Origin of the sequence: Novosphingobium endophyticum, from assembly GCF_014640675.1 — a bacterium.
Lineage (GTDB): Bacteria > Pseudomonadota > Alphaproteobacteria > Sphingomonadales > Sphingomonadaceae > Novosphingobium > Novosphingobium endophyticum.
In genome coordinates this window covers 22,080-48,624 of record NZ_BMHK01000019.1, presented here as the reverse complement: position 1 = coordinate 48,624, position 26,545 = coordinate 22,080, and the positions used below count along the sequence as shown (strand labels likewise).

At 64.1% G+C, this 26,545-nt stretch carries 20 protein-coding genes; 10 read left to right on the top strand and 10 right to left on the bottom strand.

All coding sequences use genetic code 11. From position 1 onward, the window contains the following. Positions 1–16: 16 nt before the first annotated feature. Complete coding sequence (locus IEX32_RS13815) at positions 17–427, bottom strand: SufE family protein (RefSeq protein ID WP_188772132.1); 411 nt, start codon at positions 425–427, stop codon at positions 17–19. A gap of 108 nt (positions 428–535) precedes the next feature. Here IEX32_RS13815 and IEX32_RS13810 point away from each other — a divergent pair, with 108 nt between their 5' ends. Both IEX32_RS13810 and IEX32_RS13805 read left to right on the top strand, forming a co-directional pair. Next, positions 536–1,045, top strand: a complete 510-nt coding sequence (locus tag IEX32_RS13810) for a CinA family protein (RefSeq protein WP_188772131.1) — start codon at positions 536–538, stop codon at positions 1,043–1,045. A 29-nt stretch (positions 1,046–1,074) separates the two neighbouring features. Then, a complete protein-coding gene (locus IEX32_RS13805) occupies positions 1,075–3,132 on the top strand; it encodes an NAD(+) synthase (RefSeq protein ID WP_188772155.1) in 2,058 nt (685 codons plus the stop codon). 52 nt (positions 3,133–3,184) lie between these two features. Here the strand turns inward: IEX32_RS13805 and IEX32_RS13800 are convergent, their stop codons facing one another. Further along, positions 3,185–3,703 carry a YceD family protein gene (locus IEX32_RS13800; RefSeq protein ID WP_188772130.1) on the bottom strand — a complete coding sequence of 173 codons (519 nt, stop codon included), beginning with the start codon at positions 3,701–3,703 and terminating at the stop codon, positions 3,185–3,187. After that, positions 3,700–4,245 (bottom strand): ubiquinol-cytochrome C chaperone family protein, encoded by a 546-nt coding sequence (locus IEX32_RS13795; protein ID WP_188772129.1) that lies wholly within the window; start codon positions 4,243–4,245, stop codon positions 3,700–3,702. Before IEX32_RS13795 ends, IEX32_RS13800 begins: the two co-directional genes overlap by 4 nt. Before the next feature lie 169 nt (positions 4,246–4,414). Here IEX32_RS13795 and IEX32_RS13790 point away from each other — a divergent pair, with 169 nt between their 5' ends. Together IEX32_RS13790 and IEX32_RS13785 are read left to right on the top strand one after the other, a co-directional pair. Then, the gene (locus IEX32_RS13790) at positions 4,415–4,912 is read left to right on the top strand and encodes an outer membrane protein assembly factor BamE (RefSeq protein WP_188772128.1); all 498 of its coding nucleotides are present in this window, start codon (positions 4,415–4,417) and stop codon (positions 4,910–4,912) included. A gap of 344 nt (positions 4,913–5,256) precedes the next feature. Further along, on the top strand, positions 5,257–5,463 hold the full coding sequence (locus IEX32_RS13785; protein ID WP_188772127.1) for a cold-shock protein: 207 nt from the start codon (positions 5,257–5,259) through the stop codon (positions 5,461–5,463). Between the two features lie 504 nt (positions 5,464–5,967). On the opposite strand, the gene infA is transcribed toward IEX32_RS13785, so the two are convergent. Further along, positions 5,968–6,237: a translation initiation factor IF-1 gene (infA, locus tag IEX32_RS13780; protein WP_188772126.1), complete on the bottom strand. Its 270-nt coding sequence runs from the start codon at positions 6,235–6,237 to the stop codon at positions 5,968–5,970. 22 nt (positions 6,238–6,259) lie between these two features. Here infA and IEX32_RS13775 point away from each other — a divergent pair, with 22 nt between their 5' ends. Further along, positions 6,260–6,502 (top strand): hypothetical protein, encoded by a 243-nt coding sequence (locus IEX32_RS13775; RefSeq protein ID WP_188772125.1) that lies wholly within the window; start codon positions 6,260–6,262, stop codon positions 6,500–6,502. A gap of 39 nt (positions 6,503–6,541) precedes the next feature. On the opposite strand, the gene IEX32_RS13770 is transcribed toward IEX32_RS13775, so the two are convergent. From IEX32_RS13770 to IEX32_RS13755, 4 genes are all read right to left on the bottom strand, one after another. Next, positions 6,542–7,528 carry a 5'/3'-nucleotidase SurE gene (locus IEX32_RS13770; RefSeq protein ID WP_188772124.1) on the bottom strand — a complete coding sequence of 329 codons (987 nt, stop codon included), beginning with the start codon at positions 7,526–7,528 and terminating at the stop codon, positions 6,542–6,544. A gap of 316 nt (positions 7,529–7,844) precedes the next feature. Continuing rightward, positions 7,845–8,771 (bottom strand): Gfo/Idh/MocA family protein, encoded by a 927-nt coding sequence (locus IEX32_RS13765; protein ID WP_188772123.1) that lies wholly within the window; start codon positions 8,769–8,771, stop codon positions 7,845–7,847. Position 8,772: 1 nt separating this feature from the next. Continuing rightward, a complete protein-coding gene (araD1, locus tag IEX32_RS13760) occupies positions 8,773–9,768 on the bottom strand; it encodes an AraD1 family protein (RefSeq protein WP_188772122.1) in 996 nt (331 codons plus the stop codon). 60 nt (positions 9,769–9,828) lie between these two features. Then, the gene (locus IEX32_RS13755) at positions 9,829–11,355 is read right to left on the bottom strand and encodes an aldehyde dehydrogenase (NADP(+)) (protein WP_188772121.1); all 1,527 of its coding nucleotides are present in this window, start codon (positions 11,353–11,355) and stop codon (positions 9,829–9,831) included. Positions 11,356–11,465: 110 nt separating this feature from the next. On the opposite strand from IEX32_RS13755, the gene IEX32_RS13750 reads away from it, so the two are divergent. The 3 genes from IEX32_RS13750 (at position 11,466) to IEX32_RS13740 (ending at position 15,405) form a co-directional block, all read left to right on the top strand. Further along, positions 11,466–12,230: a FadR/GntR family transcriptional regulator gene (locus IEX32_RS13750; protein WP_188772120.1), complete on the top strand. Its 765-nt coding sequence runs from the start codon at positions 11,466–11,468 to the stop codon at positions 12,228–12,230. A gap of 212 nt (positions 12,231–12,442) precedes the next feature. Further along, positions 12,443–13,591 carry an aldose epimerase family protein gene (locus IEX32_RS13745; protein ID WP_188772119.1) on the top strand — a complete coding sequence of 383 codons (1,149 nt, stop codon included), beginning with the start codon at positions 12,443–12,445 and terminating at the stop codon, positions 13,589–13,591. A gap of 17 nt (positions 13,592–13,608) precedes the next feature. Continuing rightward, positions 13,609–15,405 carry an IlvD/Edd family dehydratase gene (locus tag IEX32_RS13740; RefSeq protein ID WP_188772118.1) on the top strand — a complete coding sequence of 599 codons (1,797 nt, stop codon included), beginning with the start codon at positions 13,609–13,611 and terminating at the stop codon, positions 15,403–15,405. An 832-nt stretch (positions 15,406–16,237) separates the two neighbouring features. On the opposite strand, the gene IEX32_RS13735 is transcribed toward IEX32_RS13740, so the two are convergent. Continuing rightward, a complete protein-coding gene (locus IEX32_RS13735; RefSeq protein WP_188772117.1) occupies positions 16,238–17,704 on the bottom strand; it encodes a hypothetical protein in 1,467 nt (488 codons plus the stop codon). Then, entirely contained in the window at positions 17,701–22,635 is a 4,935-nt protein-coding gene (locus IEX32_RS13730) for an AAA domain-containing protein (protein ID WP_188772116.1), read from the bottom strand. The genes IEX32_RS13735 and IEX32_RS13730 overlap by 4 nt, the downstream gene beginning before the upstream one ends. Positions 22,636–22,796: 161 nt before the next feature. On the opposite strand from IEX32_RS13730, the gene IEX32_RS13725 reads away from it, so the two are divergent. Together IEX32_RS13725 and IEX32_RS13720 are read left to right on the top strand one after the other, a co-directional pair. Next, entirely contained in the window at positions 22,797–23,906 is a 1,110-nt protein-coding gene (locus tag IEX32_RS13725; protein ID WP_188772115.1) for a metallophosphoesterase family protein, read from the top strand. After that, positions 23,903–26,527 carry an AAA family ATPase gene (locus IEX32_RS13720; RefSeq protein ID WP_188772114.1) on the top strand — a complete coding sequence of 875 codons (2,625 nt, stop codon included), beginning with the start codon at positions 23,903–23,905 and terminating at the stop codon, positions 26,525–26,527. The genes IEX32_RS13725 and IEX32_RS13720 overlap by 4 nt, the downstream gene beginning before the upstream one ends. Positions 26,528–26,545 lie beyond the last annotated feature (18 nt).

Here is a 26,545-nt window from a genome sequence, read left to right as displayed (position 1 = left end):
CCCGTCGCAGGGAGCGTTATGCGGCTGCATAACGCGCGGCGGTTTCGCGAATCAGCGCGATCATGTTGGGCACGCCCTGGGTGCGATTGGACGAAAGCTGGTTCCTGAGATCGAACGGTTCGAGCGCGGCCGTGATGTCGGTCTCCGCAACTTGCGCGGGGGGCCGGTCCTGCACGGCGGAGATCACCAGCGCGACAATGCCCTTGGTGATCGCCGCGTTGCTGTCCGCCAGGAAGTGCAGGCTGCCGTCGTCGCGTATCGTGGGATAGACCCAGACGCTGGCCGAGCAGCCGCGCACCTTGGTCGCATCCGTCTTGAGCGCGTCGGGCATGGAATCGAGTTCGCGGCCGAGTTCGATCAGCAGGCGATAGCGTTCGTCACCATCGAGGAACTCGTACTCTTCACGGATATCGTCGAGACTGCGCATGGACCTTGCATGTAGTCATGGCGCGCGTTCGGGCAAGTGGCTTCGACGGGAACAGGGCGCCGGCCCCGGATTTATCCCATCACCACAGGTTGGCGGAAAAGGAACGACATGGCCGAAGCACTCGAACCTGCGCTGCCTGACCGCATCATTCGCAAGGCCGAGACGGTGCTGGACCTCGCGCATTCCAGGAAGCTGATGCTGGTCACCGCCGAAAGCTGCACCGGAGGGCTGCTTGCCTCGCTGCTCACCGATGTCTCCGGGCGTGGCCATGTGTTCGAACGCGGCATCGTCGCCTATTCCGACGATGCCAAGTGCGACCTGCTCGCGATCGAGCGCGATGTGGTCGATGGCTGCGGCGCGGTAAGCCGAGAGGTGGCCGAGGCCATGGCGCGGGGGGCGCTGGCCCGTTCGCGCGGGGACATTGCTCTTGCGATTACCGGATTCGCCGGTCCGGGCACGCCGGAAGACGAGGAAGGGCTTGTGCATTTTGCCTGCGCGCGGCACGGCTTTGCTGTACTGCATCGGGAGGCGCATTTCGGCGCGATCGGCCGCGCTGGTGTGCGCCGGGCGTCGCTGGAAGCGGCGCTGGAACTGATCGAAGAGGCCCTGAACCTTTGACCGAGAACACCGCGCACCCTTTTTATGCGATGCACGAGCACGGCTTCGTGCGCGTCGCCACCTCCACCCCGCAAGTCCGCACCGCCGATGTAGCTTTCAACCGCGATGCCGTGCTGGCGGAGGCGCGGCGGGCGCATGAGTCGCATGTCGACCTGCTGGTCTATCCGGAGCTGTGCCTGTCCTCCTATGCGATCGACGACCTGCACTTGCAGGGCGCGATGATCGAGGCGGTCGAGGCGGCTGTCGGTGAGATCGTCAAGGCGAGCGCGGCCCTGATGCCGGTCCTGCTGATCGGCGCGGCGCTGCGGCACAAGGGCCGGCTCTACAACTGCGCGCTCGCCATCGCGCACGGCAGGCTGCTGGGTGTCGTGCCCAAGTCCTACCTGCCGAACTACCGCGAGTACTATGAAAAGCGCTGGTTCGCCTCGGGCAAGACGATCCGGGGGCAGTCGATCCGGGTGAATGGGCATGACGTGCCCTTCGGGACCGATCTGGTCTTCGCCTCGGAAGTGCTGCCGGGGTTCAAATTCTTCGTGGAGATCTGCGAGGACTTCTGGGCGGTCACGCCGCCAAGCTCGCTGGGCGCGCTCGCCGGGGCGACGATCCTGTGCAACCTCTCTGCCTCGAACATCGTCATCGGCAAGTCGGACGAGCGGCACATGCTCTGCCGCTCACAATCCGCGCGGGCGACGGCGGCCTACGTCTATTCGGCGGCGGGGCATGGCGAGAGCACGACGGACCTTGCCTGGGACGGGCAGGGGGTGATCTACGAACTGGGCGACCTGCTGGCCGAATCCGAACGTTTCTCGCTGCACCCGGAGCTGTGCATCGCCGACATCGACTGCGACCGCATCCTGAACGACCGCCTGCGTCTGCCAACGTTCAACGATGCGGCGGACGTGGCGGGACGGCCCGAGGAATGCTTTCGCACCATTCCTTTCCGTCATGCGCCGGCCGGTAGGGACATCGGCCTGATCCGTCCGGTCAGCCGCTTCCCCTTCGTTCCGGACCGGGCCGCGAAGCTCGACGCGGACTGCTACGAGGCGTTCAACATTCAGGTCGACGGCCTCATGCGGCGCATCGAATCGACAGGCACGAAATCGCTGGTGATCGGCGTCTCGGGCGGTCTCGATTCGACCCATGCCCTGATAGTTGCCGCGCGTGCATGCGATCGGCTGGGGCTGCCGCGCAGCTTCATTCGCGGATATACCATGCCCGGCTTCGGCACCAGCGAGGGCACGAAGGCCAATGCCTGGAAGTTGATGAAGGCGCTCGGGATCACCGCCGACGAGATCGACATCAGGCCTTCCGCGACGCGCATGCTGGAGGACATCGGCCATGCCTTCGCCGGCGGCGAGCCGGTCTACGACGTGACGTTCGAGAATGTGCAGGCGGGGCTGCGCACTGACTACCTGTTCCGCCTCGCCAGCCAGAACAACGGCTTCGTGATCGGGACCGGCGACTTGTCCGAACTGGCGCTGGGCTGGTGCACCTATGGCGTGGGCGACCAGATGAGCCACTATGCGGTCAATGCGGGTGTGCCCAAGACGCTGATCCAGTACCTCATCCGCTGGTGCGCGCGCGGCGACGAGTTCGACAAGGCGACATCGAAAGTCCTGCTTTCGATCCTCGATACCGAAATTTCGCCTGAACTGGTCCCGGTCGGCGAGGACGGCGAGATCCAGAGTACCGAGGCCAAGATCGGGCCGTATGAGCTCAACGACTTTTTCCTGCATCACGTGATGCGCTTCGGGCAGAAGCCGTCGAAGGTCGCCTTTCTCGCCTGGCACGCGTGGCGGGACGCGGCCTGCGGCACCTGGCCGGCGGGTTTTCCGGACGAGCGCAAGAACGAATACGACCTCAGCGCGATCCGCTCATGGCTTGAGAGTTTCCTGCGCCGCTTCTTCGCGTTCAGCCAGTTCAAGCGCTCGGCCATTCCCAACGGACCCAAGGTGTCCTCCGGCGGAGCCCTCAGCCCTCGCGGCGACTGGCGCGCGCCGTCCGATGCCAGCGCGGCGGTGTGGCTGGCGGAACTCGAAGCGCGGGTGCCTGGTTCACCCGATGAGGGGGAGGATTGCGCTCGGTAAAGCGCTCGCCGGCGAACGAAGGGCGACGCCTGCAACGACGGGCTTTTTGGCGCTAGCTACCCGGCTTCAAGCTCTTGAGCGCTGCGAACGGGCCCTGTTCCTCGGGAGTTCCGATCCCGGCCTCCTTGCGTGCCCTGTCCGCGCCTGGTCCCGTCAGGAACGGATCGATGGTCAGGGCAAGGCTCTGGGCTACCGCCTCGCCAAGATCGAAGTGCGCACCCGAATACTCGATTTCGTCGCAGTCGTCGGCGTCGATTTCGATCTCCTCGTCGGGCGTATGGTGCGTGCGCTCGGGCACGAAGCGGAAGAGCAGCGGTTCCTCCACGGACACGGGGATATCCTCTGCCGAGACCGCGCAGGACTGCACGAACCGTGCCTTGAGCGAACCCTGCGCCTCGACCTCGCGGTCGCCCTTGCGGTTCAGCAGCAGGTCCGCCTCCAGGCTGCCGATGCTCACCAGTCCGAAGCGTTCGGCCAGCGCGGCGCGTTCGGCTTCATCGGCCACGATGCGGACCTGCTTGCCCTCGGCCTGGCGGACGTCGAATTCCCGGGACAGCTCGCTCGTGCTCATCGTTCGATCCTGGCAGCCAGCAGTTCCTCGTTCGACAGGCCGTCGAGTCCGTCGGCAAGGCGCCGCACGCGCGCCGCGAGCAGGGGCTTGTCGGCGCCTTCGATCAGCGTGACGTTGCGTTCGAGCACAGGGATTAGCGCGGCGCAGACCTCTTCCTCGCTGCCGGCGGCCAGCGCCTCGCGCAGCGCGCCGATGCGGCCGCCCAGCACGCTCATCAGCTTGCCCATGCGCTTGCCGACGACCAGATCGCCGACGCCTGACTGGCGCAGCTGGCCGTCCATGTCGTCGACGAAAAGTTCGGTCAGGCGCGCCGCCGGTTCGATCATCGTCTTGTCGCGCTCCATGCGCAGCATGACCAGCGCCATGACGAGAGTGACCGCATCGAACCGCCCCGGAACCGTATCCGCCACGCCGCATTCGGCATACCATTGCTTCTCGCGCGCGATCTCCACGATGCGGTGCCAGAGAGGGCGCACGGCCGCGCGGTCGTCAGTGCCCGGACCGAACGTGCGGGAGCGGAAAATGCGGGAGAGAAGGGACACGTGGGAACTGGCCTTTCGTTCATCGGCAATTCAATCGCCCTGCTCCAACGCCCATTGCGCGAGGCGATGGAGGGCCTTAAGGCTCGATGCCGGTATCCCGGCCGATATATGGCTGCCATGCGTGCTGGCAATGCCCGGTATGGATGAACCGGACGATTGGAGTGTGAAAATGCGCAGTTTTGGTCCCAAGATCGCAGCGGCAGGCCTGATGATGGCTTTGGCTGCGCTGGCCGGAGGCTGCACATCGATCAAGGACCATCGCGGTTATATCGTCGACCAGACGCTGCTCGATTCGATCCAACCGGGCATCGATAACCGCCTTTCGGTGGAAAAGACCCTCGGCCGCCCGACGTTCGTCAGCCAGTTCGGCGAAAAGGACTGGTACTACGTTTCCCAGTTCGTGAGCACGCCGCCTTTCGGCCGGCCGCGCACCACTGACCAGACCGTGCTTCGTGTGACCTTCGATCCCGCCGGCAATGTCGTTGCCGTCGATCGAAAGGGGATGGAACAGGTGGCGCGCATCAGCCCCGAAGGCGACAAGACGCCGACGCTCGGCCGCGAGCGCGGGCTGCTTGAGGATCTGTTCGGGAACATCGGCGCCGTGGGCGCGGGCGGCATGGGCGGCGGCAGCGGCGCGCCGGGCGGGCCCGGACCGAACGGCAGCTGATCGGCCCGTCGCGCCGTGAATCGCACGGCGCGCGTAGGTCTTGACGACGATCATTCGAACGTTCTCGCGGCGCGTCTGCAAACGCGCCGGTCGCGGCGTTGCGGCCTTCGCGCCGGACCCATGCCCGATCGCGCCTAATAGTCCTAGGTGATCAGGCGGGCTTGTGCTATTTGAGCCGGGCTGACGTCGAATTTGCGACGGGTTTCGGCAATACTGGGTTATGCGCCGGGAATGTTCCGGCCGTCCTCCATTTGCGACGATGTCCTTTCACTTGACGATTTGACGCACGGCCGGCGGCGTAATCGTGCGCGCCGGAAACTATCGTTTCTTGAAAGGAAACAGACATGCCGATCGGCACCGTGAAATTTTTCAACACCGACAAGGGCTACGGCTTCATTTCGCCCGAAGATGGCGGCGCGGACAGCTTCGTGCACATCTCCGCCGTTCAGAACGCGGGCATGCATTCGCTCGAGAGGGACCAGCGCGTGTCCTATGACGTCGAGGTCGGCCGTAACGGCAAGGCATCGGCCGTCAATCTCCAGCCGGCCTGATCGCGGAACTTTCGCGGGAGCGGGCCATGCGGCTCGCTCCCCGTTTACTGCGGACTGGTCCTGGAGATAGCGCGTGAGTTTAAGTCGTGAAATGTGTGATGCCCGGGCGCGGGAAGCCGCCGACGCTGCGGCTCAGGCAACGCTTGCCAATGTGCGAGACCGTGAGCTGAGATCGGAAGCCGCTTGGCGCGCGATGTCGGATCGCATCCGGGATACAGAGAAGGCTCGCGAAAAAAGGGACGCGGAGCGCGCGGCCAGCCGCGCCGTCGAAACCGCCACCCACTGACGCGGGTCGCGCGGGTCCATCGGGAAACCGTCAGTCGATCATCGCGGCGACTATGCGCTGCAACGCTTGTCGGGAAAGAGTGCTTTGGGCTGCGTCCGCTGCGAATAGGGGCTGGCTTGCGCTATTGGGGCGGAATGTCCCGGGTGTGTGGCGCCTGAAAGCGCCCAAAATCTTCGTATTCATGAGTTCCTGTGTTCGCGGCGTCTGGCCGCGCTGTCTTATCGTTTGAAATTGCCGCGCCGGCGACCTGGGCCGCTCGACTGTCCGGGAGTGCGCTCGCGATAGACGATGCGACCCTTGCTCAGGTCGTAAGGCGTCATTTCGACGTGCACGCGATCACCAACGACCGCGCGAATGCGAAACTTGCGCATCTTCCCTGCCGTGTAGGCAATGATCCGGTGCTCGTTGTCCAGCAGGACCGCGAAGCGACCATCGGGGAGAATGTCCTCGATGCAGCCCTCCATCGTCAGCAGTTCTTCCTTGGCCAAAACGTCCGCTCCATGAAATGCGTTGCTTCATGTCCCCCATGCCGAAGCGATGGGCGATCGTGAGAGCCAGGAAGCGGAAAAAAGGGAGGCGGGCGAAAACCTTCAGCCCATGACATCCCGTCTTAGGCGACGCAGCGCGGCCAAGATGGGGACGCAGCGCGGCGATTACAAGCTGGCGCTGTTCCTGACCGTCGCCGGCCAGGTGGCGACGGATGTGCATGAAGGCTCTATTGCCTACCCGTTTTGCATTGCGAAGAAGCCTTGAGGGCTCGCCTCTCGGTTGTTCGCGCCGATAGGTCGAGGTTCAGTCGGAAGCGATGGCGTCGATCAACCACGCTGACCAGCCATCGAGTGCCGTCGGTTCGTAGCCGGCCTGCATCGGGCTTACCGAAATCGCCGATTTATAGACGACCGACTCATCGCTTGCCTGAACCTGCGAGGGCGTCTTGTCGTTCATTTCGACCGACAGTCCGGGCAGATGGAGCAACTCCATGCCGTGCTGCCTTGCCGTGGCCTTCATGGTCGGCGATGCGGATGCCGCCATGTCTTCGACGAAACGCATCTGGTAGGTATTGAAGGAGCCGATGCGTGCCGCCTTCCAGGTGGCTCCGTCGAGCGTGTCGGGGAAATTGACGTTGAGAGCGATGCCCCGGGGCAATATCGGTGACGTCCCCGAAAGTTTGGCCAGACGCCTGACCAGTTCCGCCGAGAGTTTGGCGACTTTGGCGGAATCAGGATTTGCCAGAGCCGAATCGTCGACGGTGCTTCCTCCAGCACTCAGCGCGATGGCGCTCAGCCCACGGACCGACGCTGCCTGCGCCGCGCTGACCGTACCCGAACTCAGGACGATGGCGCCGACGTTCTGCCCCTCGTTCGGGCCTGAAAGCACCAGGTCGGGCGCGCTGCCCCAACGCTTTGCCCCAACGACATCCACGCCGTACAGCATCGCCATGATGGGGGTGCCGTCCACGTAGTGGAAGTCTTGCCCGGGGACGTCGTTGCGGGTGATCGGGCCGGCACCCGGCGCTCCTGCCTGCGCGGCTCCATTACGGCAAGACTCGCGCAACGGGCCGAGCGGACGGCCGATCTTCAGAGCCGTGCCCATGCCGCTCTGGTTGACGCATGGTACCGACACGATGACGTCGTGACCGTCCTCCTTCAGCGCCCGATACAGCGCCAGGACGTTGTTCGACAGCCCGTCGTCGTTGGTGATGACGATGTTGCGAGCCTCTGCCGCCTGCGGCGCAATGGACAGCGCCAGCGCAATGCTCCCGACGATGAATGGACGCATCTCTTCATTCTCTCCCATCGCTGATCGGACGGAAGCCTCCGCAGAACACCCCGCTCGAGTTGCGTAGCGTTGGCAGCATGATTCGACACCCGCGGCAACCGCTAATCATCGCGGCGCCGCAATGCCCGCCGCCGCGATGCGGTCAGGCCCGTCGTGGAAATGTCGCGCAACGTTGTCATGCTTCCGCCGCCATTGCCGAGATGCTCGGCGAACTGGGGGAAGATCCTCGTGTCTTAGACCAGGCAAGGGATGTCTGCATGAGCGGTGCCGGCCAGGGCGCTCGCATCATGGTGTTGTGCGTCCCTTTGCGCAGGAATCAGTCGTGAAAGGCTTCCACGGTCTCGCGGTGGCCGCGCAGAAAGGCATCGGCGACGAGACGGAACGGGGCCATGTCGACATCGCTGCGTCCGCCGCGAATGAGGTTGGCGAAACGCGAATAGAGACCGGGGTATTCGAGGTCCTCGTTGTGCTCGGTTCCCGTGGGCGTTGTCAGCACGGATCCACCTCGCGAAAGCCTGAGCGTGCCGGCATCGGTTTCGACAACGATATCCCAGCTTTGCGGGCCGGTCTGGCGCCAGTCGAGGTCCATGTGAATCTCGGCTCCACTGGTATCGCACATGCTCAGGTCGGCCGCGATTGGCGCTGCTCGGTTTTCCGGGATGCTCAGCGTTGCCGTCCTGAGGAAAACGGGGCGTGGCAGGATGTGCGTGAGGATAGAAAGGGCGTTGATGCCCGGATCGAATACGCCGAGGCCGCCGGGCTCCCAAATCCAGGCCTGTCCGGGATGCCAGACGCGCACGTCCTCGCGCCAGACGATGGAGACTTTCTCGATCCTGCGTTCGGCCAGCCACGCGCGGGCGGGGGCGACACCGGCCGCGAAGCGCGAATGCCACGAGGCGAAAAGCGTGACGCCCGCCTTGTCCGCGCGGTCACGCAGGGCGGCGACCTCGGACAGGGTGGCGGCGGGGGGCTTTTCGAGGAAAACGTGGATACCGCGCTCCAGCGCCTGTACAGCGAGCCCGTAACGTACCTGCGGCGGCGTGCAGAGCGCGACGGCGTCTATCGCAGGGCCCTTTTTCAGCAGTTCGTCAAGGCTGGAAAGATGCGGAATACCTTCGGTGCCCGGATCGTGCGGACTCACGGTCGCCGCCAGGCTGAACGCGGGTGTGCCGGCAATCGCGGGCAAGTGCTGGTCGCGGGCGATCTTGCCCAGGCCGACGACGGCGATGCGGATCGGGTCCACGTCAGAGCACCTTCACTGTCACAGCGCGTTCCTCGGCGCGGGTCAGCGGGTTCGCGACCGGAAGCGCGAAGGGTGCCGCCGATATCTCGAACACATCGCCTTCCTGCGTCTTTACGCCATCGCTGAACGAAAGCGTGGCGGTGCCGAAGAAGTGGACGTGAACGTCGCCCGGGCGGCGGAACAGGTCATACTTGAAGTGGTGGTGCTCCAGATTGGCGATGGTGTGGGACATGTTCGCCTCGCCGGAAAGGAACGGTTTTTCCCATATCGCCTTGCCGTCGCGCAGGATGCGGCTGGTGCCCTCGATGCTTTCGGGCGGAGTGCCGATCAGCAGCTCCGGGCCAAGTGCGGCCTGACGCAGCTTGGAGTGGGCCAGCCACAGGTAGTTGTGGCGCTCGGTAACGTGATCGCTGAATTCGTTGGCGAGGGCAAAGCCGAGGCGCCAGGGCGTGCCGTCTTCGCCGACGATGTAGATGCCGGCCACTTCCGGCTCCTCGCCGCCGTCCTGAGCGAACGAAGGCATGGTGAAGGGATCCGTCGGACCGACGAGCTGCGAGCCGTCGCCCTTGTAGAACCACTCCGGCTGCTGGCCGACCTGCCCGGCTGCGGGTTTGCCCCCTTCGAGCCCTTCCAGAAACATGCGCATCGAGTCCGTCTGGTGTTCACCCGAAGCGGCGGCCTTGTGCATCTTGTCGCGGCCCTCGGCCGAGCCGAGGTGGGTGAGGCCGGTGCCCGTCATCAGCAGGTGTGCGGGATCGTCATGGTCGATGGGCGCCAGCAGCCGGCCGGCGGCGAATTCCGCTGCGATGTCGACAGGATCGCCCGTCGGGCAGGCCCTGGCGGTCGCCGCAAGGGTTTCTCCCGTGGCAATGGCCTGCAATGCGAGTTCGCGCACGGTGCGAACGTCCCTGAGAAAATGGGCGGCGCTGTCCTCGGCGAGAATGACCGAGCGCTTGCCGTCGGGCGCGCGATGCTGAAGCAGGCGAAGTGACGTCATGGTTTACTCCCAGCCGCGGCGCGCCGTTGATTCGCACGCGCCGCCGCAGTTTTCGTTTGGTCAGCCTAGATTGAGCTTGCCGTCGATCAGGCGCGGGGCGCCATCGCCATAGGCATTGTCACGCAGTTCGGGCGGCAGAACCGGCTGGGCCAGGTTCTGGTAGCTCACGGGACGCAGAAAGCGGTCGATCGCAAGGCTGCCGACCGAGGTCGTGCGCGCATCCGACGTTGCGGGGAAGGGGCCGCCGTGGACCATCGCGTGGCACACCTCGACGCCGGTTGGCCAGCCGTTGGCGAGGATGCGGCCGACCTTGCGCTCAAGCACTGGCAGAAGGCGCGAAGCCATGCCTTCGTCCGCTTCGTCCATATGCAGCGTGGCGGTCAACTGGCCTTCGAGCCCGGAAAGGACCTGGGCAAGTTCAGCTTCGTTCTTGCAGCGGACCATCATGGAGGATGCCCCGAAGACTTCGTCGCCCAGCGCCTTGTCGGACAGAAACGCTTCGGCACTGGTCTGGAACAGGTACGTGCCGCCGTGCGTACGGTCGCCCTCCTCGCCCTTGGCGATGGTTTCAACACCCGAACAGCCTGCCAGCGCTTCCACGCCTTTGGCATAGGCGTCGCGAATGCCGGTTGTAAGCATCGTTTGCGGCTTGGCTTCGCTCACAGCATCCCTGGCCGCTGCGACGAAAGCATCGAGGCCGTCACCTTCGATCGCGAGCACGAGGCCCGGGTTCGTGCAGAACTGGCCGGCGCCCATGGTGAGCGAACCGACAAACGCAGCGCCAAGCTCGCCGCCGCGCGCCTTGAGCGCTTCGGGCAGGAGCAGGACCGGGTTGATGCTCGCCATCTCGGCGTAGACCGGGATCGGCACGTCGCGCGCCTGCGCCAGCTTCGCCAGCGCAAGGCCGCCCGCGCGCGAGCCCGTGAAGCCGACTGCCATGATGCGGGGATCCTGCACCAGCGCCGCGCCGAGATCGTTCGACGGGCCTACGAGATGCCGGAAGACGCCTTCGGGCAAGCCGCAGGCAGCCACAGCCTTGCTGATGGCTTCGGCAATGAGCGATCCGGTGATCGGATGGGCAGGGTGGCCCTTGACGACGACCGGGCACCCTGCGGCCAGCGCCGAAGCCGTGTCCCCGCCGGCGGTTGAGAAGGCGAGAGGGAAGTTCGAGGCGCCGAACACGGCCACCGGGCCGACCGGAATCATGCGAAGGCGCAGATCGGGGCGCGGCGGCTGACGGTCTGGCAGGGCCGGATCGATGCGCAGTTCCTGCCACCGGCCCGTGCGCACGACATCGGCGAACATGCGAAGCTGGGTGCAGGTGCGACCACGTTCACCTTCCGCGCGGACGCGGGGCAGGCCGCTTTCGGTTACGTAGGCTTCGATCAGCGAATCGCCGATCGCCATGATCTCGTCGGCGATTCGCTCCAGGAACGAGGCACGCTGTTCGCGGTCGGTTGCACGATACGTGTCAAAGGCAGCGTCGGCCGCGGCGCAGGCTGCCGCGACATCGGCGGGGCCATGGACAGCGAGGGGGGCGCCATGGGGCGCGCCGGTTTCGGCGGCCACGGATCGGAATTCGGTCATCTTGGAATCTCCTATTTACTCCGACATATTTTGTGTACGAGAGAAACGCAATGTTTGTCGTTCCTTCGCGACGGAAGGGCTGGTAGGTTCCCGTTGGAGGTGGCGAAGCCGTGACAGAAGCTGAAATTGCCAAGGCGGCGAATGGAAAGCCGGGCAAGGAAACGCGCGGCCCGGGGCGGCGTCTGCACGGCGCTATAGCCCACAAGCTGGGAACCGACATCTTGTCCGGCAAGTATGCGCCAGGCGACATTCTCTCCGGTGAGGTTGCGTTTGCCGAGGAACTGAAGGTCTCCCGTAGCGCCTATCGCGAGGCGATCCAGGTGCTTTCCGCCAAGGGACTTGTGGCCAGCCGCCCCAAGGCCGGTACGCGGGTCCTGCCGCGCGAGCGTTGGAACCTGCTCGACCCCGATGTGCTGGGATGGGCCTTTGCCGGCGAGCCCGACGTTGAGTTCGTGCGCAACCTGTTCGAGCTTCGCGCCATCGTCGAACCGGCGGCCGCGCGTCTTGCGGCGCAGCGCCGGGACAAGACTGACCTCAAGATCATGAAAGAAGCGCTTTCCGCCATGCGTCAGCATTCGCTGACGACCGAGCAGGGCCGGGCGGCCGACCGCGATTTCCACCACGCCATTCTCCACGCGACCCGCAACGACGCACTCATGGTGCTGAGCGCCAGCATCGGGGCGGCCGTGAACTGGACGACGCAGTTCAAGCAACGCGCTCGCGCGCTTCCGCGAAACCCGCTTCCGGATCATGTGCGCGTTTACGATGCCATTGCCGCAGGGGATGCGGAAGCGGCCGCCGAAGCCATGAACGTGCTTGTCGACCTCGCGCTCGAGGATACCCGCACCGCCATGCAGAATCTGGCCGCCGAATAGGCCGAAAGCCCAGGCGGACGCGGCAAAGCAAGAGGCCCCGGCAGTCGTTGCCGGGGCCTCTTGCTTTGCCGCATCCGCGGGGAGCCTGCCGGAACACGTCGCGCCGCTATTGCGAAGCAGCTTGTGCTTGCCATATTTGTCGGACTATATATGGGCATCCCCCCGTCGATGGGGCTGTAATACTCCAGGCACGATTGGGAGCACTTTCGCGAATGAGGAATCTCTTCAGGATCATGGCGGGGGGCGCGGTCCTCGCAATGTCCGGCGCGCTTGCGGTGGCCGCGCAGGCGGCCGAAGCCACCCAGACGCCGGCCGGCATCCTCTCCGACGGCACGCCGGTCACCGCTGTCACGCTGAAGGCGGGCAACGGAGTCTCGGCGACGATCCTGTCCTTCGGCGCCACGCTCGAGAAATTCATGGCCCCTGACCGTGACGGGAAACTGGCCGACATCACGCTCGGCTACGACAATCTTTCCGGCTACGAGGCGCATCCCAACTATTGGGGCGCCACGATCGGCCGGTACGCCAATCGCATTGCTGGCGGCCGGTTCACGCTGGACGACAAGACCTACCAGCTCCCGAAAAACGACCGCGAAAACTCGCTGCACGGCGGAGGGCAGGGCTTTGATGTCCGGAACTGGAAGGTCGAATCGATCAAGTCCGGCCCGGTGGCCCAGGCGGTATTCTCGCTGGAGAGTGCGGACGGCGATGCCGGATATCCGGGAGCGGTCAACGCCAGGGTGACATATTCGCTCGACGAAAACGGTTCGCTGCGAATTGCGTTCGATGCGACCACGAGCGAGCCGACGATCATCAACATGACCAATCACGCCATCTTCAACATGGCGGGCGAGGGCGCGCCTCAGGGCGCCATGGAGAACGTGCTGACGGTCCCCGCCAGCCACTACACCCCGGTCAACGAAGCTCTGATTCCCACCGGCGAACTACGCGGTGTGGAACGGACGGCCTTCGATTTCCGCAAGGGTAAATCGCTGAACCAGGGCTTGCGCGACGGCACCGACCAGCAGATCGTCTATGGCCGCGGCATCGACCACAACTTCGCGCTCGACAAGGGCGTGACCAAGGAGCCCGAACTCGCCGCGCGTCTTGAAGATCCTGCCTCGGGCCGCGTGCTCGAAGTGCTGACGACCGAGCCCGGCCTTCAGGTTTACTCCGGCAATTTCCTCGACGGAACTTTCGTCGGCAAGCATGGCCATCTTTATCGCATGGGCGACGGCATCGCGCTTGAGCCGCAGAAGTTTCCCGACTCCCCCAATCAAAGCAGTTTCGTCTCCGCGCGCGTCGATCCTGGCAAACCCTACCGGCATGTCATGATCTACCGCGTATCCGTGGACCGTTGACCGAAATCAGGATGACCATGACAAATTCCGCAAACCCCAAGCTTCGTTCGCGCGCCTGGTTCGATAATCCCGACAACATCGACATGACTTCGCTCTATCTGGAGCGGTATCTCAATTTCGGCCTCAGCCTTGAGGAACTGCGTTCGGGCAGGCCGATCATCGGCATCGCCCAGACCGGCAGTGACCTGTCGCCCTGCAACCGCCATCATCTGGTGCTGGCGGAGCGCATTCGCGAGGGTATCCGTGAAGCCGGCGGCATTGCCCTCGAGTTTCCGGTCCACCCGATCCAGGAAACCGGCAAGCGCCCCACCGCCGGGCTCGACCGCAACCTGGCCTATCTCGGCCTCGTAGAGGCGCTCTACGGCTATCCGATCGACGGCGTGGTGCTGACCACCGGCTGCGACAAGACCACCCCGGCGCTGCTGATGGCTGCGGCCACTGTCAACATTCCGGCAATCGCCCTGTCGGTCGGCCCGATGCTCAACGGCTGGCACAAGGGCGAGCGGACGGGTTCGGGCACGATCGTCTGGAAGGGGCGCGAACTGCTTGCCGCCGGCGAACTCGACGAGGAGGGCTTCATCAAGCTCGTCGCCTCTTCGGCGCCGTCGACGGGTTACTGCAACACCATGGGCACGGCCACGACGATGAACTCGCTGGCCGAGGCGCTGGGCATGATGCTGCCCGGCTCGGCGGCCATCCCCGCTCCCTATCGCGACCGGCAGGAATGCGCCTACCGCACCGGCAAGCGCATCGTCGAAATGGTACACGAGGACCTCAAGCCCTCGAACATCCTGACGAAGGAGGCCTTCAGGAACGCCATCGTCGTCAATTCCGCCATCGGCGGATCGACCAACGCCCCCATCCATCTTGCCGCGATTGCCCGTCACGTTGGCGTCGACCTGCCGCTCAAGGACTGGGAGACTTACGGCCACAAGGTGCCGCTGCTGGTCAATCTCCAGCCTGCCGGCGAGTATCTCGGCGAGGATTACTACCGCGCGGGCGGCGTGCCCGCGGTGGTCGCGCAACTGATCGGACAGGGACTGATCGAGGAAGGCGCGATGACGGTCAATGGCAAGACCATCGGCGAGAACTGCCGCGATGCCCCGATCGAAGACGAGCGCGTCATCAGGACCTTCGATCGGGTGATCCTCAAGGAGGCCGGCTTCCTGGTGCTGACCGGCAACCTGTTCGACGCCGCGATCATGAAGACCAGCGTGATCGGCGAGGATTTTCGCAGCCGCTATCTGTCCAACCCCGAGGATCCCGAAGCCTTCGAAGGCCCGGCCATCGTGTTCGACGGACCGGAGGACTACCATCGCAGGATCGACGATCCCTCTCTTGCCATCACGCCGGAGACGCTGATGTTCATGCGCGGTGCCGGCCCCATCGGCTATCCCGGCGCGGCCGAGGTGGTGAACATGCGCCCGCCGGCTTATCTCATCACCGAAGGTGTCACCGCGTTGCCCTGCATTGGCGATGGCCGCCAGTCGGGCACGTCGGGCAGCCCCTCGATCCTCAACGCCAGCCCCGAAGCGGCGGCGATGGGCGGTCTGGCGCTTCTCGAAACCGGCGACCGCGTGCGGATCGATCTGCGCAAGGGAACAGTCAATGTGCTGATCTCAGACGAGGAACTGGCGGCCCGCCACGCCGCACTGGAAGCGAAGGGCGGTTATCCCTATCCGGCGTCGCAGACGCCGTGGCAGGAACTGCAGCGCAAGGTTGTCGGGCAACTGAACACGGGCGCCATTCTGGAGGGTTCCGAAAAGTACCAGCGCATCGCCCAGACCATGGGCCTGCCGCGCGACAATCACTAGGCGGGAATTCCGTATGTCAGCCGCCACAGCTTGGCGGCTGACGACTGCACGGGGATGAAGAGGGCGCCGTGCGCCGTCATCGCCAGGCTTGTAAGGCGCGCGCTCCGTCTTCGCGCACCGGATTGCCGTATCCGTCAGCGCCGCAGTTAGCGGAACAGACAGAAAGCGGGGGCAATGAGCGTCCTTGGGAGAGGCTTTTCGCCGGATAAGGTGTGGAGGGTATGGGACGGAGAATGGTGCGCTTACAGGACTCGACTAGTAATCCCAAGGCACTGAAAGATATAGATTATAAAGGTACCAAAAGGATCGAAGCCCCCTCCGGGGCCCCAAAATTTCTCAGAGCAGTATATTATGGTGAAGGGAATTTAATGCGGCGGACTTTCTGATTTTAATTCAGTTCGTTATTAGCCGCTGTGCTCTAGCGAGGCCCCACCTAATTCCCGGGTATCTCTGGCTGCAATTGGATTGCCATGGATCGGGATGGCTGTGATTCGCGTGCGGCAAAGCGCCGTTCGGAAGATAACCGAGGTCCATCCGGAATAAATCGACAAATCTCGCCGGCTTTCCTGCCGTTCAGGGCTCAAGCCGGGGCCCTCAAGACCTGCCCTGCATTCATCGATCAACGGGTAGGCCTGAACGACAGGGGCTGGGACTTAGCCGCCGTTCGCAGGCCCAGTGGCGAACGTCAGCATTCGGCAAGAAAAGACATCACGGGGTCAGCTAAAGACAGGCAATCGGCGTTTTTCCCGAGAACCACGAGGCCTACTTTTCCAAGATCGCCTACGCAGTCGCACGACTTCCAATCCTGCTCAGACCGGAGATTGGTTCGATCTCAGGCGTTGGGTTCGGCCGCCGTTTGATGGAGTTCTCGCGTGAGGGCTTCACCGAGTCCGAAGCGAGGAGCCTGAAGAGCCAGCAAGGCCATGGTTCGTTCTACCGTCCTGGGATCGAAGCTGGCGAAGCCGAGCGGCACGGGGATTCCCGAGGGTGCTCCGACGGGTGCATGGACCACGGCGGCGACGAATCCGCCGGGGACGAGCAGCATCTCGAATCCGCTCGGGAAAACTGGGCTTTGGGTTTCCCTCCAGCTTGTGAACGCATGTTTGATCCATGGTTCCGGCTTTCCGGCAATCAGAGCCGTTGCCTCCACCTGACGAAAATCGCCGGCGCGCGATACGAGGTCGCGCAGTTGATCGACGGCTTCGGCCATGATCGACGTGCCGCCCCACATGGGAGCCTGGGGGACCACCCAGAACAGTGCGGGCGAGGGATGCTGCGTGCGGCGCAGGCCATTGTTCGCAATCTCGACCAGGCGACGCGCATTGTCGGGCGTGAACAGGCTGCCGACGATCGGTGTCGTCTGCCGATCCGCGCGCACGTCACCGCGACTGGTAAAGGCATGGCGATAATAGCGCCGAATGCTCAGGCCATCGCGCCGCGTCCATTCGTGAAGATATTCGGGCGCGAGTTCGGTCAAGAGCCGGTAGGCGTCGACATCGTCTTCGCGACGCGAGCGCCCCAGCCTTTCGATGACCTGAAGAACGGAACGGCCAACGGCCTCCCGATCGGCCAGCTCGTGATCCGAACGCCAATCAGACAGGTCGATTTCGGCGTGCATCGGCTTCATACCGGAAGAAACGAGCTTGACGCGCACCACGTTTGTGAAGCGCTCCTCGGCACTGACCGCATCGATCGAATAGAGCGATCGTCGGGCTGCCGCGACCGCGTCCATCCGGGGCGCCAGTTCGCGAAAGTGTCGGCGGAACTGTGTGGGCACCTTCTCGGTCGCGGAACTGACCTGAGCCGGATCGGTAAGGGGGAGCTCTGGAAGATTCAATTCGAACACGCTTGGCGGCCTAGTGTCGGCCGGGGCAAGCGAGATGAGGTCGAGGCCAATGCGCGCAGTCTTACGTTCGACCTCGAAAATGAGCGGATCATCGCTCCCAGGCTGGAAAAGACCAAGGCCATTTGCGGTGAGCGTCAGCCGTCCATCGGTCCGGTCGACGTAATCCGCTTCTTCGACCTCGGCGACGACATAGGCCATCTCACGGCGGCTGTAGCCGAAGAATGATTGCACGGCCTCTTCCGTGCAACTGCCCAACGCCTTCACGAACCGTAGCAGGAACTCCGCCGTCACGGAGATCTTGCCGACCTCCGCGACCTTGTGCTCGACGACGAACCGTCGGCAGGGAAGCGACAGGTCCAGAATTCCCAGGACGAGGGGGCCATCCTCGTCATCGTCGACAAGCGTCTCGCGCTGCGGACTCATGCTGAGCTTGCTGCGTGGCGCCTTGCTCACTTCGCGATCTCCATTTCTGCCGCGCCTGCCGACGCCGCAGCGCCATTCTCAGAGACTTTCAGCAATTCATGGGCGTCCACGATCAGGCCGTCCCCTGCTTCCACACATTCGGCAAAGGCACGGGTAATTCGCTCCATGGGAGTACCGGAAGCCCAGCGACTGCGGCTGCCCACGATCACGAGGCGGTCCATCGCTCGGCTCATGGCGACATTTATGCGGTTCGGTTTGGCGAGGAAGCCTGGGCGGATCATCGCGGTCCCGTTCTCTCGGGTGCCTGTCCAGTTGTTTCGCACGAGCGAGACGATGACGATCGGATTTTCCTTCCCTTGATAGCTGTCGATGGTGTCGACCTTGAGCGCTTCGCGGATGGCCTGGTGAACGTGCGAGAGTGCCAGCTTCTTCCGGACGAGGTCTCTTTGGGCGGAATAGGCGCAAATAACGCCGATCGCGTGCGTATGCGCCGTCTGCCGCCCCAGCCACGACAGGAATTCCTCGCTCTCCCCCCATTGTTTGAGTGTCGCCACGATCGCGTCGGCCTCGGCGGCGTTGCTGAGGCTCTTTCGATGGTTGGGGTCGCCCTGCTTTGCGCGTTCGCCCAGCGGCGCCGTGTCGATCCACGTGACCGCGGCGGCGAGACGGGGCGGCAGCGCGCCCGGGTCGATCACGGGTTCCGTTCGGCCGTGCTCCAGCCTGCCGCCATAGAAGGATTTGGAAACGATCTCGCCGATCGGTGGCAGCATGCGATACTGCCGGCGCAGCGTGTGGCCTGCAGCCTGGCCATAAGCGGTTTCGAAAATGCGTTCGAAATCGCTACGCGCCACTTCTGCCTCGCTGATCCGCAATCGTTTAGCGACATCCTCGACCACCGATTCCGGATGCTGGGGCTGAAGTTGCTCGTGGTCTCCGACCAGAACGATCCAGCTTCCTGCCTGGATCGGTACCGCAAGTTCGCTGGCTGTGCAGCGCGCAGCCTCGTCGACGATGACGAGGTCGAAGGGGGTGGAGGTCAAGCCAAGCGAAGATCGACCGAGCCCGACACATGTGCCAGCGACGATTTGACGGGTTCCAGCGAGGAACGTCTCGAAACTGCGGTGCTCGGTTGACACGCTGCCTATGAAGTCGCGAGCGATCGCCGCGACAGATTGATAGCGGGCGATCCTGTCAGGACTGGGCCGATCGCCTTGGGGAAGCCGCTTGACGCAGGCGTTCACCACTTCCGCGATGATCTTGTCAGCCGGTGCGTCCAGGGCGAGCACGGTGTCGACGTTCAGAGGAAGAAGTTGTTGCCGGACGGTTTCGCGAAGCGCAGCCACCCGCGCGGTGTTCTCGGCGTCGCCATCGAGTTCGGCAATGCGCGATGCCACCGGCCGGATCGCGTGTTCGATCTGGGCGAGGTCGCCGGCAAGCTCCTCATCGATGCCGAGGGCGCTGGCGGCCACAGCGAGCCGTTCGCGCAGTTCAGCGCGAAAGCGATCCTTCTGCAGTTTTTCGACCCGCTCGACGTGGAACGGCAGCAGCGGGTCGGATACCACGCCTTCATTGCCCACGCGCAGGATGCTGGGCGCATCTCCCGCCTTTGCGAACAGCTTCAACACTGCTTCAGCGGCATTGTTCACGGCTTCGTGGGCCTGACTGGCAAGGAGGACGTTGCGTGCCAGTCCATTTGTGAGCGCGGCATGGACGAGCGCGGCGATGAAGACGGTTTTGCCCGTACCGGGCGGCCCCTGATTCAAGGCGAGCGGCCGAGTGGCGAGCACCGCTGACAGTGCTTCGGCTTGCTGGTCGTTAAGCCCGTATTGCTCCTTCAGGCGCTCAGGAGAAATGCGCTCCGAAAGCATGCGGGGGCTCGCCGCCGTCCGGGGATCGAGAACCTGAATCAGGTCGCGCGTGCGCGACGTCCGGCCAACGATCCGCTTCACGGCCGCTTGGCGGCGATCGAGGCTCTTTTGCTCCATCCAGCTGCGGAATCTGAGTTCCTCACCTTGCTCTACCAGCGGTGCCGATCCCCGCTGGTAGGGGCGGTAGCTCTCGATGAAGATGAAGTCCGGTTTGGATCTCTGGAGATCCAGATGCCCGACCGGTCGCCAGTTTCCGTGCCGATCCTCCCGTTCCACCGAGACCCGGTCATTCCGGTTGAAGTCGAAGGAGCCGCTCAGCAGGTCGAAGTGGGCTTTGTGCCTGCTGGCGGAACGGTCGTAACCGCTGTCCTCAGACACCTGACCGTAGGTGACCAGCTCCCCTTCGGCTTCGATCAAGGCTTGCCAGAGACGGCCAACGTCAACGTTGCCCGTCGGAGCGGGGGCGGCCGCTATGGCCTCGACCAGGTCGTCTTCCGGCGGTTCGCCATGCGTCTCTTCGGCGTCGAGCGCTCCAAGCTCCTCGGCATCCGTTTCGGATGACGAAGAATCCTGAGGGGCGAGTGCCTCGGCAACGTCCTCGCGCTCAAGCAGCGGGAGAATTTCGCGCAATTCGGTCACTGCGGCTGCCTCTACGGCAATGCGCATGGCTGTCGTGCCGAACTCAAAGCGCGTGAGGAAGCGGATGCGGCCTTGATCAAGAGTTCGGCGGACCAGAGAAATCGGAGTGCCGCTTGGATCGAGTTTGATCTCGATCTCCTCGCAGGCGCCGCGCATGACCAGTCCGCGTCCGCGCGGCGACCTGCGCAGGTAGAGCAGACCTTCATCCGGTAGCAGAGGGCCTTCCGCGACATGGGGGGTGCGCAGCACGACGCGCTCCATCGCCTCTTCTTGTCCGGTAGCAGCCTGCAGGGCGTCGATGACGGGCAGCAGGGTCGCATTGGGCGGCTCGGCTGTCCGGATTGCGGAGATCGCGCTACGCACGCGGTCGATTGCCGCAGAGCTTTCGCCCGCGAGCAGCTCTTCCGCGATGGCAGTGATCGCGTAACAGTCCCGCTCATAACGCCCCCCTGCCTCAGGCGCGTATCGGCGATTTCCGATCTCGCCATCGGCGGCAACGGAAAAGTCTACAAGATCGACGAGGATTGGCTGGTCGGGGACCGCCGGATCAACCAGGATGTTGGACGGTTTCAGGTCGCCATGCGCGATCCGCTGTTCGTGCAGCTTTTCGACGCGGTCCGCCAGGGCTCCAACGACCGCAAGCCGTGCCGCCTCATCGAGTGGAGATCCTTGTGCGAGGACGGTATCGAGGTCGGGAAGGTCGATCCACTCCTGAACCACCGCGATCGCGTCGCCCAGCCAGATCGCCTCGAGGATCCTGGGGCAGCCCTCAGGCTCCAGAACCGCCACTTCGCTCGTTCTGTCGAGAAAATCGAGGATGCGAGGACCTTCGCGCTGCTGATCCCCCCAAGCCGCACGTTTCCAGACCTTGACCATGACGGGGCAATCGCTGCCGGAGGAACGCCACCGCATCCCTGTGTCATCGTCGCGAAGCATTTTCCCCTCGTCCGGCGGATAGGAGGCATAAAGCTGATATTGGCTCTTTATCGTTCCTTTGTGCCGCTCGAGCCCCTCGAGCACTTCCGCGGGTGTCGGACGAACCGCGATCGCCGCATTGAAGGCTGCAAGTGCAGCGCCGGCGTCCGCATATCTGTGCGCGGGGTCCCAGGCGAGGGACCTGGCGAACCATTCGTAAAGCTCGGGAAAGTCGTGCTGAGTATCGATGCGCGGGTCCCACTCGGGGCAGCCGTTCGGGGAGCCCGGTCCGGTCCCCAGCAGGATGCGATGCACGGCCGCCGCGGCGAGGAAGACATCGCGGCGCTTGGGGCTACCAACGTCGCCGAACTCGTCTTCCGGCAGCCGTCCGGTGGAAAGAAACTGGAAGCGGGCGTCGCCGAGCGATCGGATGTCGGGGTAACTTGCCGCCATCAGGTGGGATAGTTTTACCGTCGAGGGCCGTTGCAGCCAGATGCTGTGCTGACCGAGATCGAGATGGGAAGCCTCGGCGAGATGAAGCGAGTTGACCGCCGTCAGCAGCTGCCTCGCCAGTTCCATCCGGTCCGAACGGCCAAGGTCGCTGAGTTCCGTCCCGGCGAAGTCCAGGAGGCGGTGCAATCGGCGACGCCGATCATAGACCTCCCAATATTGGACGCTGTAGTCGGGATCGCGCGTGCGCCCGTCGACGATCACATTTTCGCAGTCGTCCGAGCGATCGAGCAGATAGGCGACCACCTCTTGTTCGCGTCCTGCAATCTCGCCGCGCCCCGCCTCTGTCTGGAACCGGGTTTCCGCTTTCGTGAAATCCCACAGGCGCAGGACACCGAGTGTAGGGGACTGCCGCTCGTCGCTTGCCTCGAACTCGGCGTAAATGCCGTTCGGATGCTCGAACACGGGCTGAGGAGAGCTGGCGTAGAATCCTCCATACATCCGCCGTCCGGGCGTGAAGACGCCTTTCGAGACATTGAAGAATTTCGAGAGCTGGTCCTTCCACCGCGGATCCGTGAGGGCGACGTCGGGCGGCGCGGCTCCGAAGGTGGCGATGCGTTTGGGTACGCTTTTCAGAGCTGCGATAAACGGCGCGACCGGCATGACGCCCTTCTTTTCGCTCTCCGCGATCCCGCTAAGGTCGCTCGTCTTGGTCAGGACAACGAGGCCCTGAACCTTTGGCACCTTATACGGCTTGCCACGTATATGTTTCTTCAGATGGGCCTCGAGTTGAACGTATATCTCCCGGGCATTCTGTGCGATTTTCTTGACAGGCGACGGCCCATTATCGTGGCCGTTATTGTACCAGCGGCCGTCACGGCTTTCGATGGGCCCCTTCCAGTCCTTCACGTCGACGACGAGGATACGGTCTTCCGCGACGATTATGATGTCGATCTCGCGGCTGGTGGCCGTGGCGGTGGCGAGATCGAGATTGGTGTAGGCGAACCAATGGTCCGGCAGACCGGCAAGGAGGGAAACGCCGGTGATTTCGCGGGCGTGAATCCCCGTCCCGCAATTAAGGATTTTCAAGGTGATCCTGCCCCATTCGCTCGTGCCCGAGCAGCAGATTTGACAAAAAGGCCGGGCAGGCACAACCACAGACTTGCGGCACGCACTTTTTCAAAGATCTCCGCAGCCGCGCGATCACCTTCTATCGTGATTTGCCGTCCTTGTTTGCTTATAGTGCGGGCATGAAGTTTCTGCACTCGGCCGACTGGCAGCTCGGCAAACCTTACGGACGATTTGAGCCCGATGTTCGATCTGCGCTGAGCGAGGCGCGCTTCGACGCGATCGATGCGCTTGGCAAGGCGGGCCTGGAGCACGGCGTCGGCCATGTCGTCGTTGCCGGCGACATCTTCGACACGGAAGGCCCTCCGGATCGGACTATCGTCCAGGCGGTCTCTCGCATGCTCCGCTATCCGCTAAAGTGGTGGCTGCTGCCCGGCAACCACGACTTCGCGCGTAATGGGGGGCTATGGGATCGCGTGCGGCAGCGGGCTGGGAAGGGGATCGTCATCCTCTCCGAGGCGGCCCCGCACGAAATCGAGACAGGTGTATGGCTGTTGCCGGCGCCGCTCGTCCACCGCCACAACCTTGAAGATCCGACCGAACAGTTCGACAGCATGGAGACACCCGGCGCCACGCTGCGTATTGGATTGGCACATGGCTCGATCCGTGACTTCGGAAGCCAGGGTGAGACGAAGAACCAGATCGCCCCCGACCGGGCGCGCCGGTCCAATCTCGATTATCTGGCCCTTGGCGACTGGCACGGCGTTCTCAAGGTGGATGGGCGCACCTGGTACGCCGGCACTCCCGAGACAGACCGTTTTCAGCGAGACGAGCCCGGCAGCGCCCTGCTTGTCGATCTGGAAGCAGGGCGGGAACCGACGGTTACCCCCTTGCGCACAGGACGATTCCAGTGGGTTTTGCGCGACTGGCTGGTCAACGATCGCGCGGTGTTCGATGCCGAGTGTGCTCGCCTGTTGGCCAGTATCGACCCATCGGCAACGCTGGTGCAACTGACCCTCGCCGGCATCACCGGTCTGAGTGATCGCGTGTCCATGCTGAGGCATCTCGAGGACGATCTTGCGCATCGTTTGCGTTATCTCGACGTTCGATCGGACGACCTTGTCGGCCGGCCTGGGGATGAGGATCTCGCGGCGCTGGCCGTGGAGGGGGTGCTTGGTGCGGCGGCCGCGAAACTCAATGCGCGGATCGATGGCGCGGGGCCGGATGCGGCTATCGCGAAGCGAGCCCTCGAACGCCTCTTCGTGGAATATAGCCGGGAGGATCGGGCATGAGCCTCCGTCTCCGCCGGATCGCGCTCGATGGCTTCAGGAAATTCCGCACACCGGTTGTACTCGAAGGGCTGACCGACGGCCTCAACATCATCATCGAGGACAATGAGACCGGCAAATCGACGCTTCTTGAAGCGCTGCGCGCCGCCTTCTTCGTCCGGCACAACACGAAGAACCAGCTCGCCCAGTCCTATGCGCCGCATGGCGAGGCCATCGGACCCAGGGTCGAAGTGGCGTTCGAGGCGGGCGGTGCCTCCTGGTCCGTTTCGAAGCGGTTTCTGCGAAGCGCCGGGGTCGAGCTAACCGGTCCGCAGGGCCGTGCCCAGGGAGAGGAGGCCGAGGCGCGCCTCAACACGCTGCTCGGAGCGGTGAAGGACAGCAGCCGGGGCGGTGATATCGGCAGCTATGGAGCCCTGGGCCTCTTGTGGGTTGCGCAAACCGAGGCGCTGGCCGTTTCCGCGCCAGGCCAGATTGTCCGGGATAGCGTGACGGCGACGCTCGAGGCCGAAGTGGGCTCGATCATGGGCGGTCCGGCGTACAAGAAAGTGCGCGCCAGGGTTGAAGATCAATATGGTGCCTATTGGACACCCACCGGGCAGAAGAAGGGGCGCCAGACGGAAGCCCGGGATCGGCTCGATGCGGCGGAGGCAGCGTCTCGGGAGGCGTCCCAGCGGCTGGCAACCCTTGAGAAGACTTTCACCGAACTGGAGGCTGCCCGCACGAAGCTGAAGGTCATTGATCGCGAAATCGCCGATGAGACCGATCGCGAGGCCCGGCAGGCGCTGGTGTCCTCGCTCGAGATCGCGCGTGCAGCGGTTCAGATGCTCGCTACACGCCGCGCCGAGCATGAGGCTGCCAGTGGCAAGGTCCATGCTCTGGAGGAGTTGCAGCGAAGACATGTCGCCGCGACGGATGCGACCCTGACAGCTCAGCAGGCAGTTGATGAGGCGAGAGATCGCCGCAGAGACGTAGGGGAACGGCTGGCCGCGGCACGTCTGCGGCTGGCTGACGCGCGCTCGGCGCTCGAAGGCGCCCGTGACGGCCGGCGGGACGCCAGGGCGGGCCTGGGGGCTGGTGAAAAGCTGATTGATAAGCATCGCAGGGCCGCGGCGAATGCGGAGGCGCGCAAGCGTCACGGCGAGCTGCTTGATCTGGAGCGCCTGTATCGCGAAGCCAGGGTAGTTTCCGAGACGGCGATTCCGGCAAAGACGGTCGCGGCGCTCGAGGCATTCGAACGCGTGGTCGCTGAAGCGGGTGCCGTAGTGGCGGCGGGTGCGACACGTATCGCTTTCTCAGGCCCGACGGAGGCGATCCTGATAGATGGCGCGCCGATTACCGAAGGAGAGCGCACGCTGACGCGGGCGACAAAGTTCCGATTTGGTGATGCGGAATTGACGGTAACACCGCCGGGCACGGCTCAGAGCGCAGACGAGACCTTGGCCGCAGCGAAGCGCAGGCTCGCTGCCGCCTTGGAAGAACTCGACATCGAGGATGTGGCTGCCGCTCGCGTTCGCAACGATGCCGCGCGCGACGCGGCCGCTGAGGTTCGGACCCTGGATGCACGCATAACGGCCGTCACCCCCGCCGATCCGGTCATCGAACTCGCGGCGGGTCCTGAGGCGCTCAAGCTCTATGTCTCGTCGCTCGGCAATGGCGGGGACGATCCGGAAGGTGAACTGCCGGATATGTGGGCGCTGACAAGTGCCCTCGAAAGTGCCGAGGACGCCCTGGCGAAGGCTGAAGGCATTCATGAAAGTGCCCTCGATGGTCTTCGGCGGATCGAGGAAGAGGACGCACCGCTAGCCACGCAGGAGGCGGGAGCGAACAGCGATCTGGTGAATGGTCGGAGCCAGATCGAGGCGATCGAAGCGCGCCCCGAATATGCGACGCTTGAAACCGATCTGCGACCGGCCCGGGAGCGCGCAGCAGAATGTGCCGTGAAACTGGACGAAGCCGAGCGCAACGCGACCGCGCATGACCCGGCAGCCATAGCCAGGAAGATCGATGTCATCGACGCCCGAAACCGGACGGCCGGGGAAACGCGCAACAAGCTGCTGACGGATATCGCCAGGCACGAAAACACGATCGAGATAGAGGGCGGGGCGGGGCTTGCCGACCGAGCGGCCGCGGCATGCGAGGAGGTCGAGGCCGCACGCGCCACTCTTGAACGCGTGACGATGGACGCGGATACCTTGAAGCTTCTGCGTGAGACGCTTGACGAGGCTCATAATGAGACATCGGCCCGCTTTGTCGGGCCGGTCGCGAAACGGGCGAAGCGTCATATCGAACGGCTATTGCCCGGTTGCGAGCTCGCATTTTCCGAGGACCTCGCCCTTGTCAGCGTCACACGGGGCGGCATCGCCGAGAGTTGCGAGAGCCTCTCGCGCGGGACGCAGGAGCAGCTGGCCGTGCTTACGCGCATTGCGTTCGCTGACATGCTGCTGGAGCAGGGGCGTCCGGTCTCGCTCGTCCTGGACGACCCACTGGTCTATTCCGATGATGGCCGCCTGGATGCGATGGTCGAGATCCTCAGCGACGCGGCAACACGGATGCAGGTCATCCTTCTTACCTGCCGGGATCGTGCCTTCCGCCATGTCCCCGGCAACCGGGTGACGTTGGGGTAGGCCATCGGATCGCGGGAC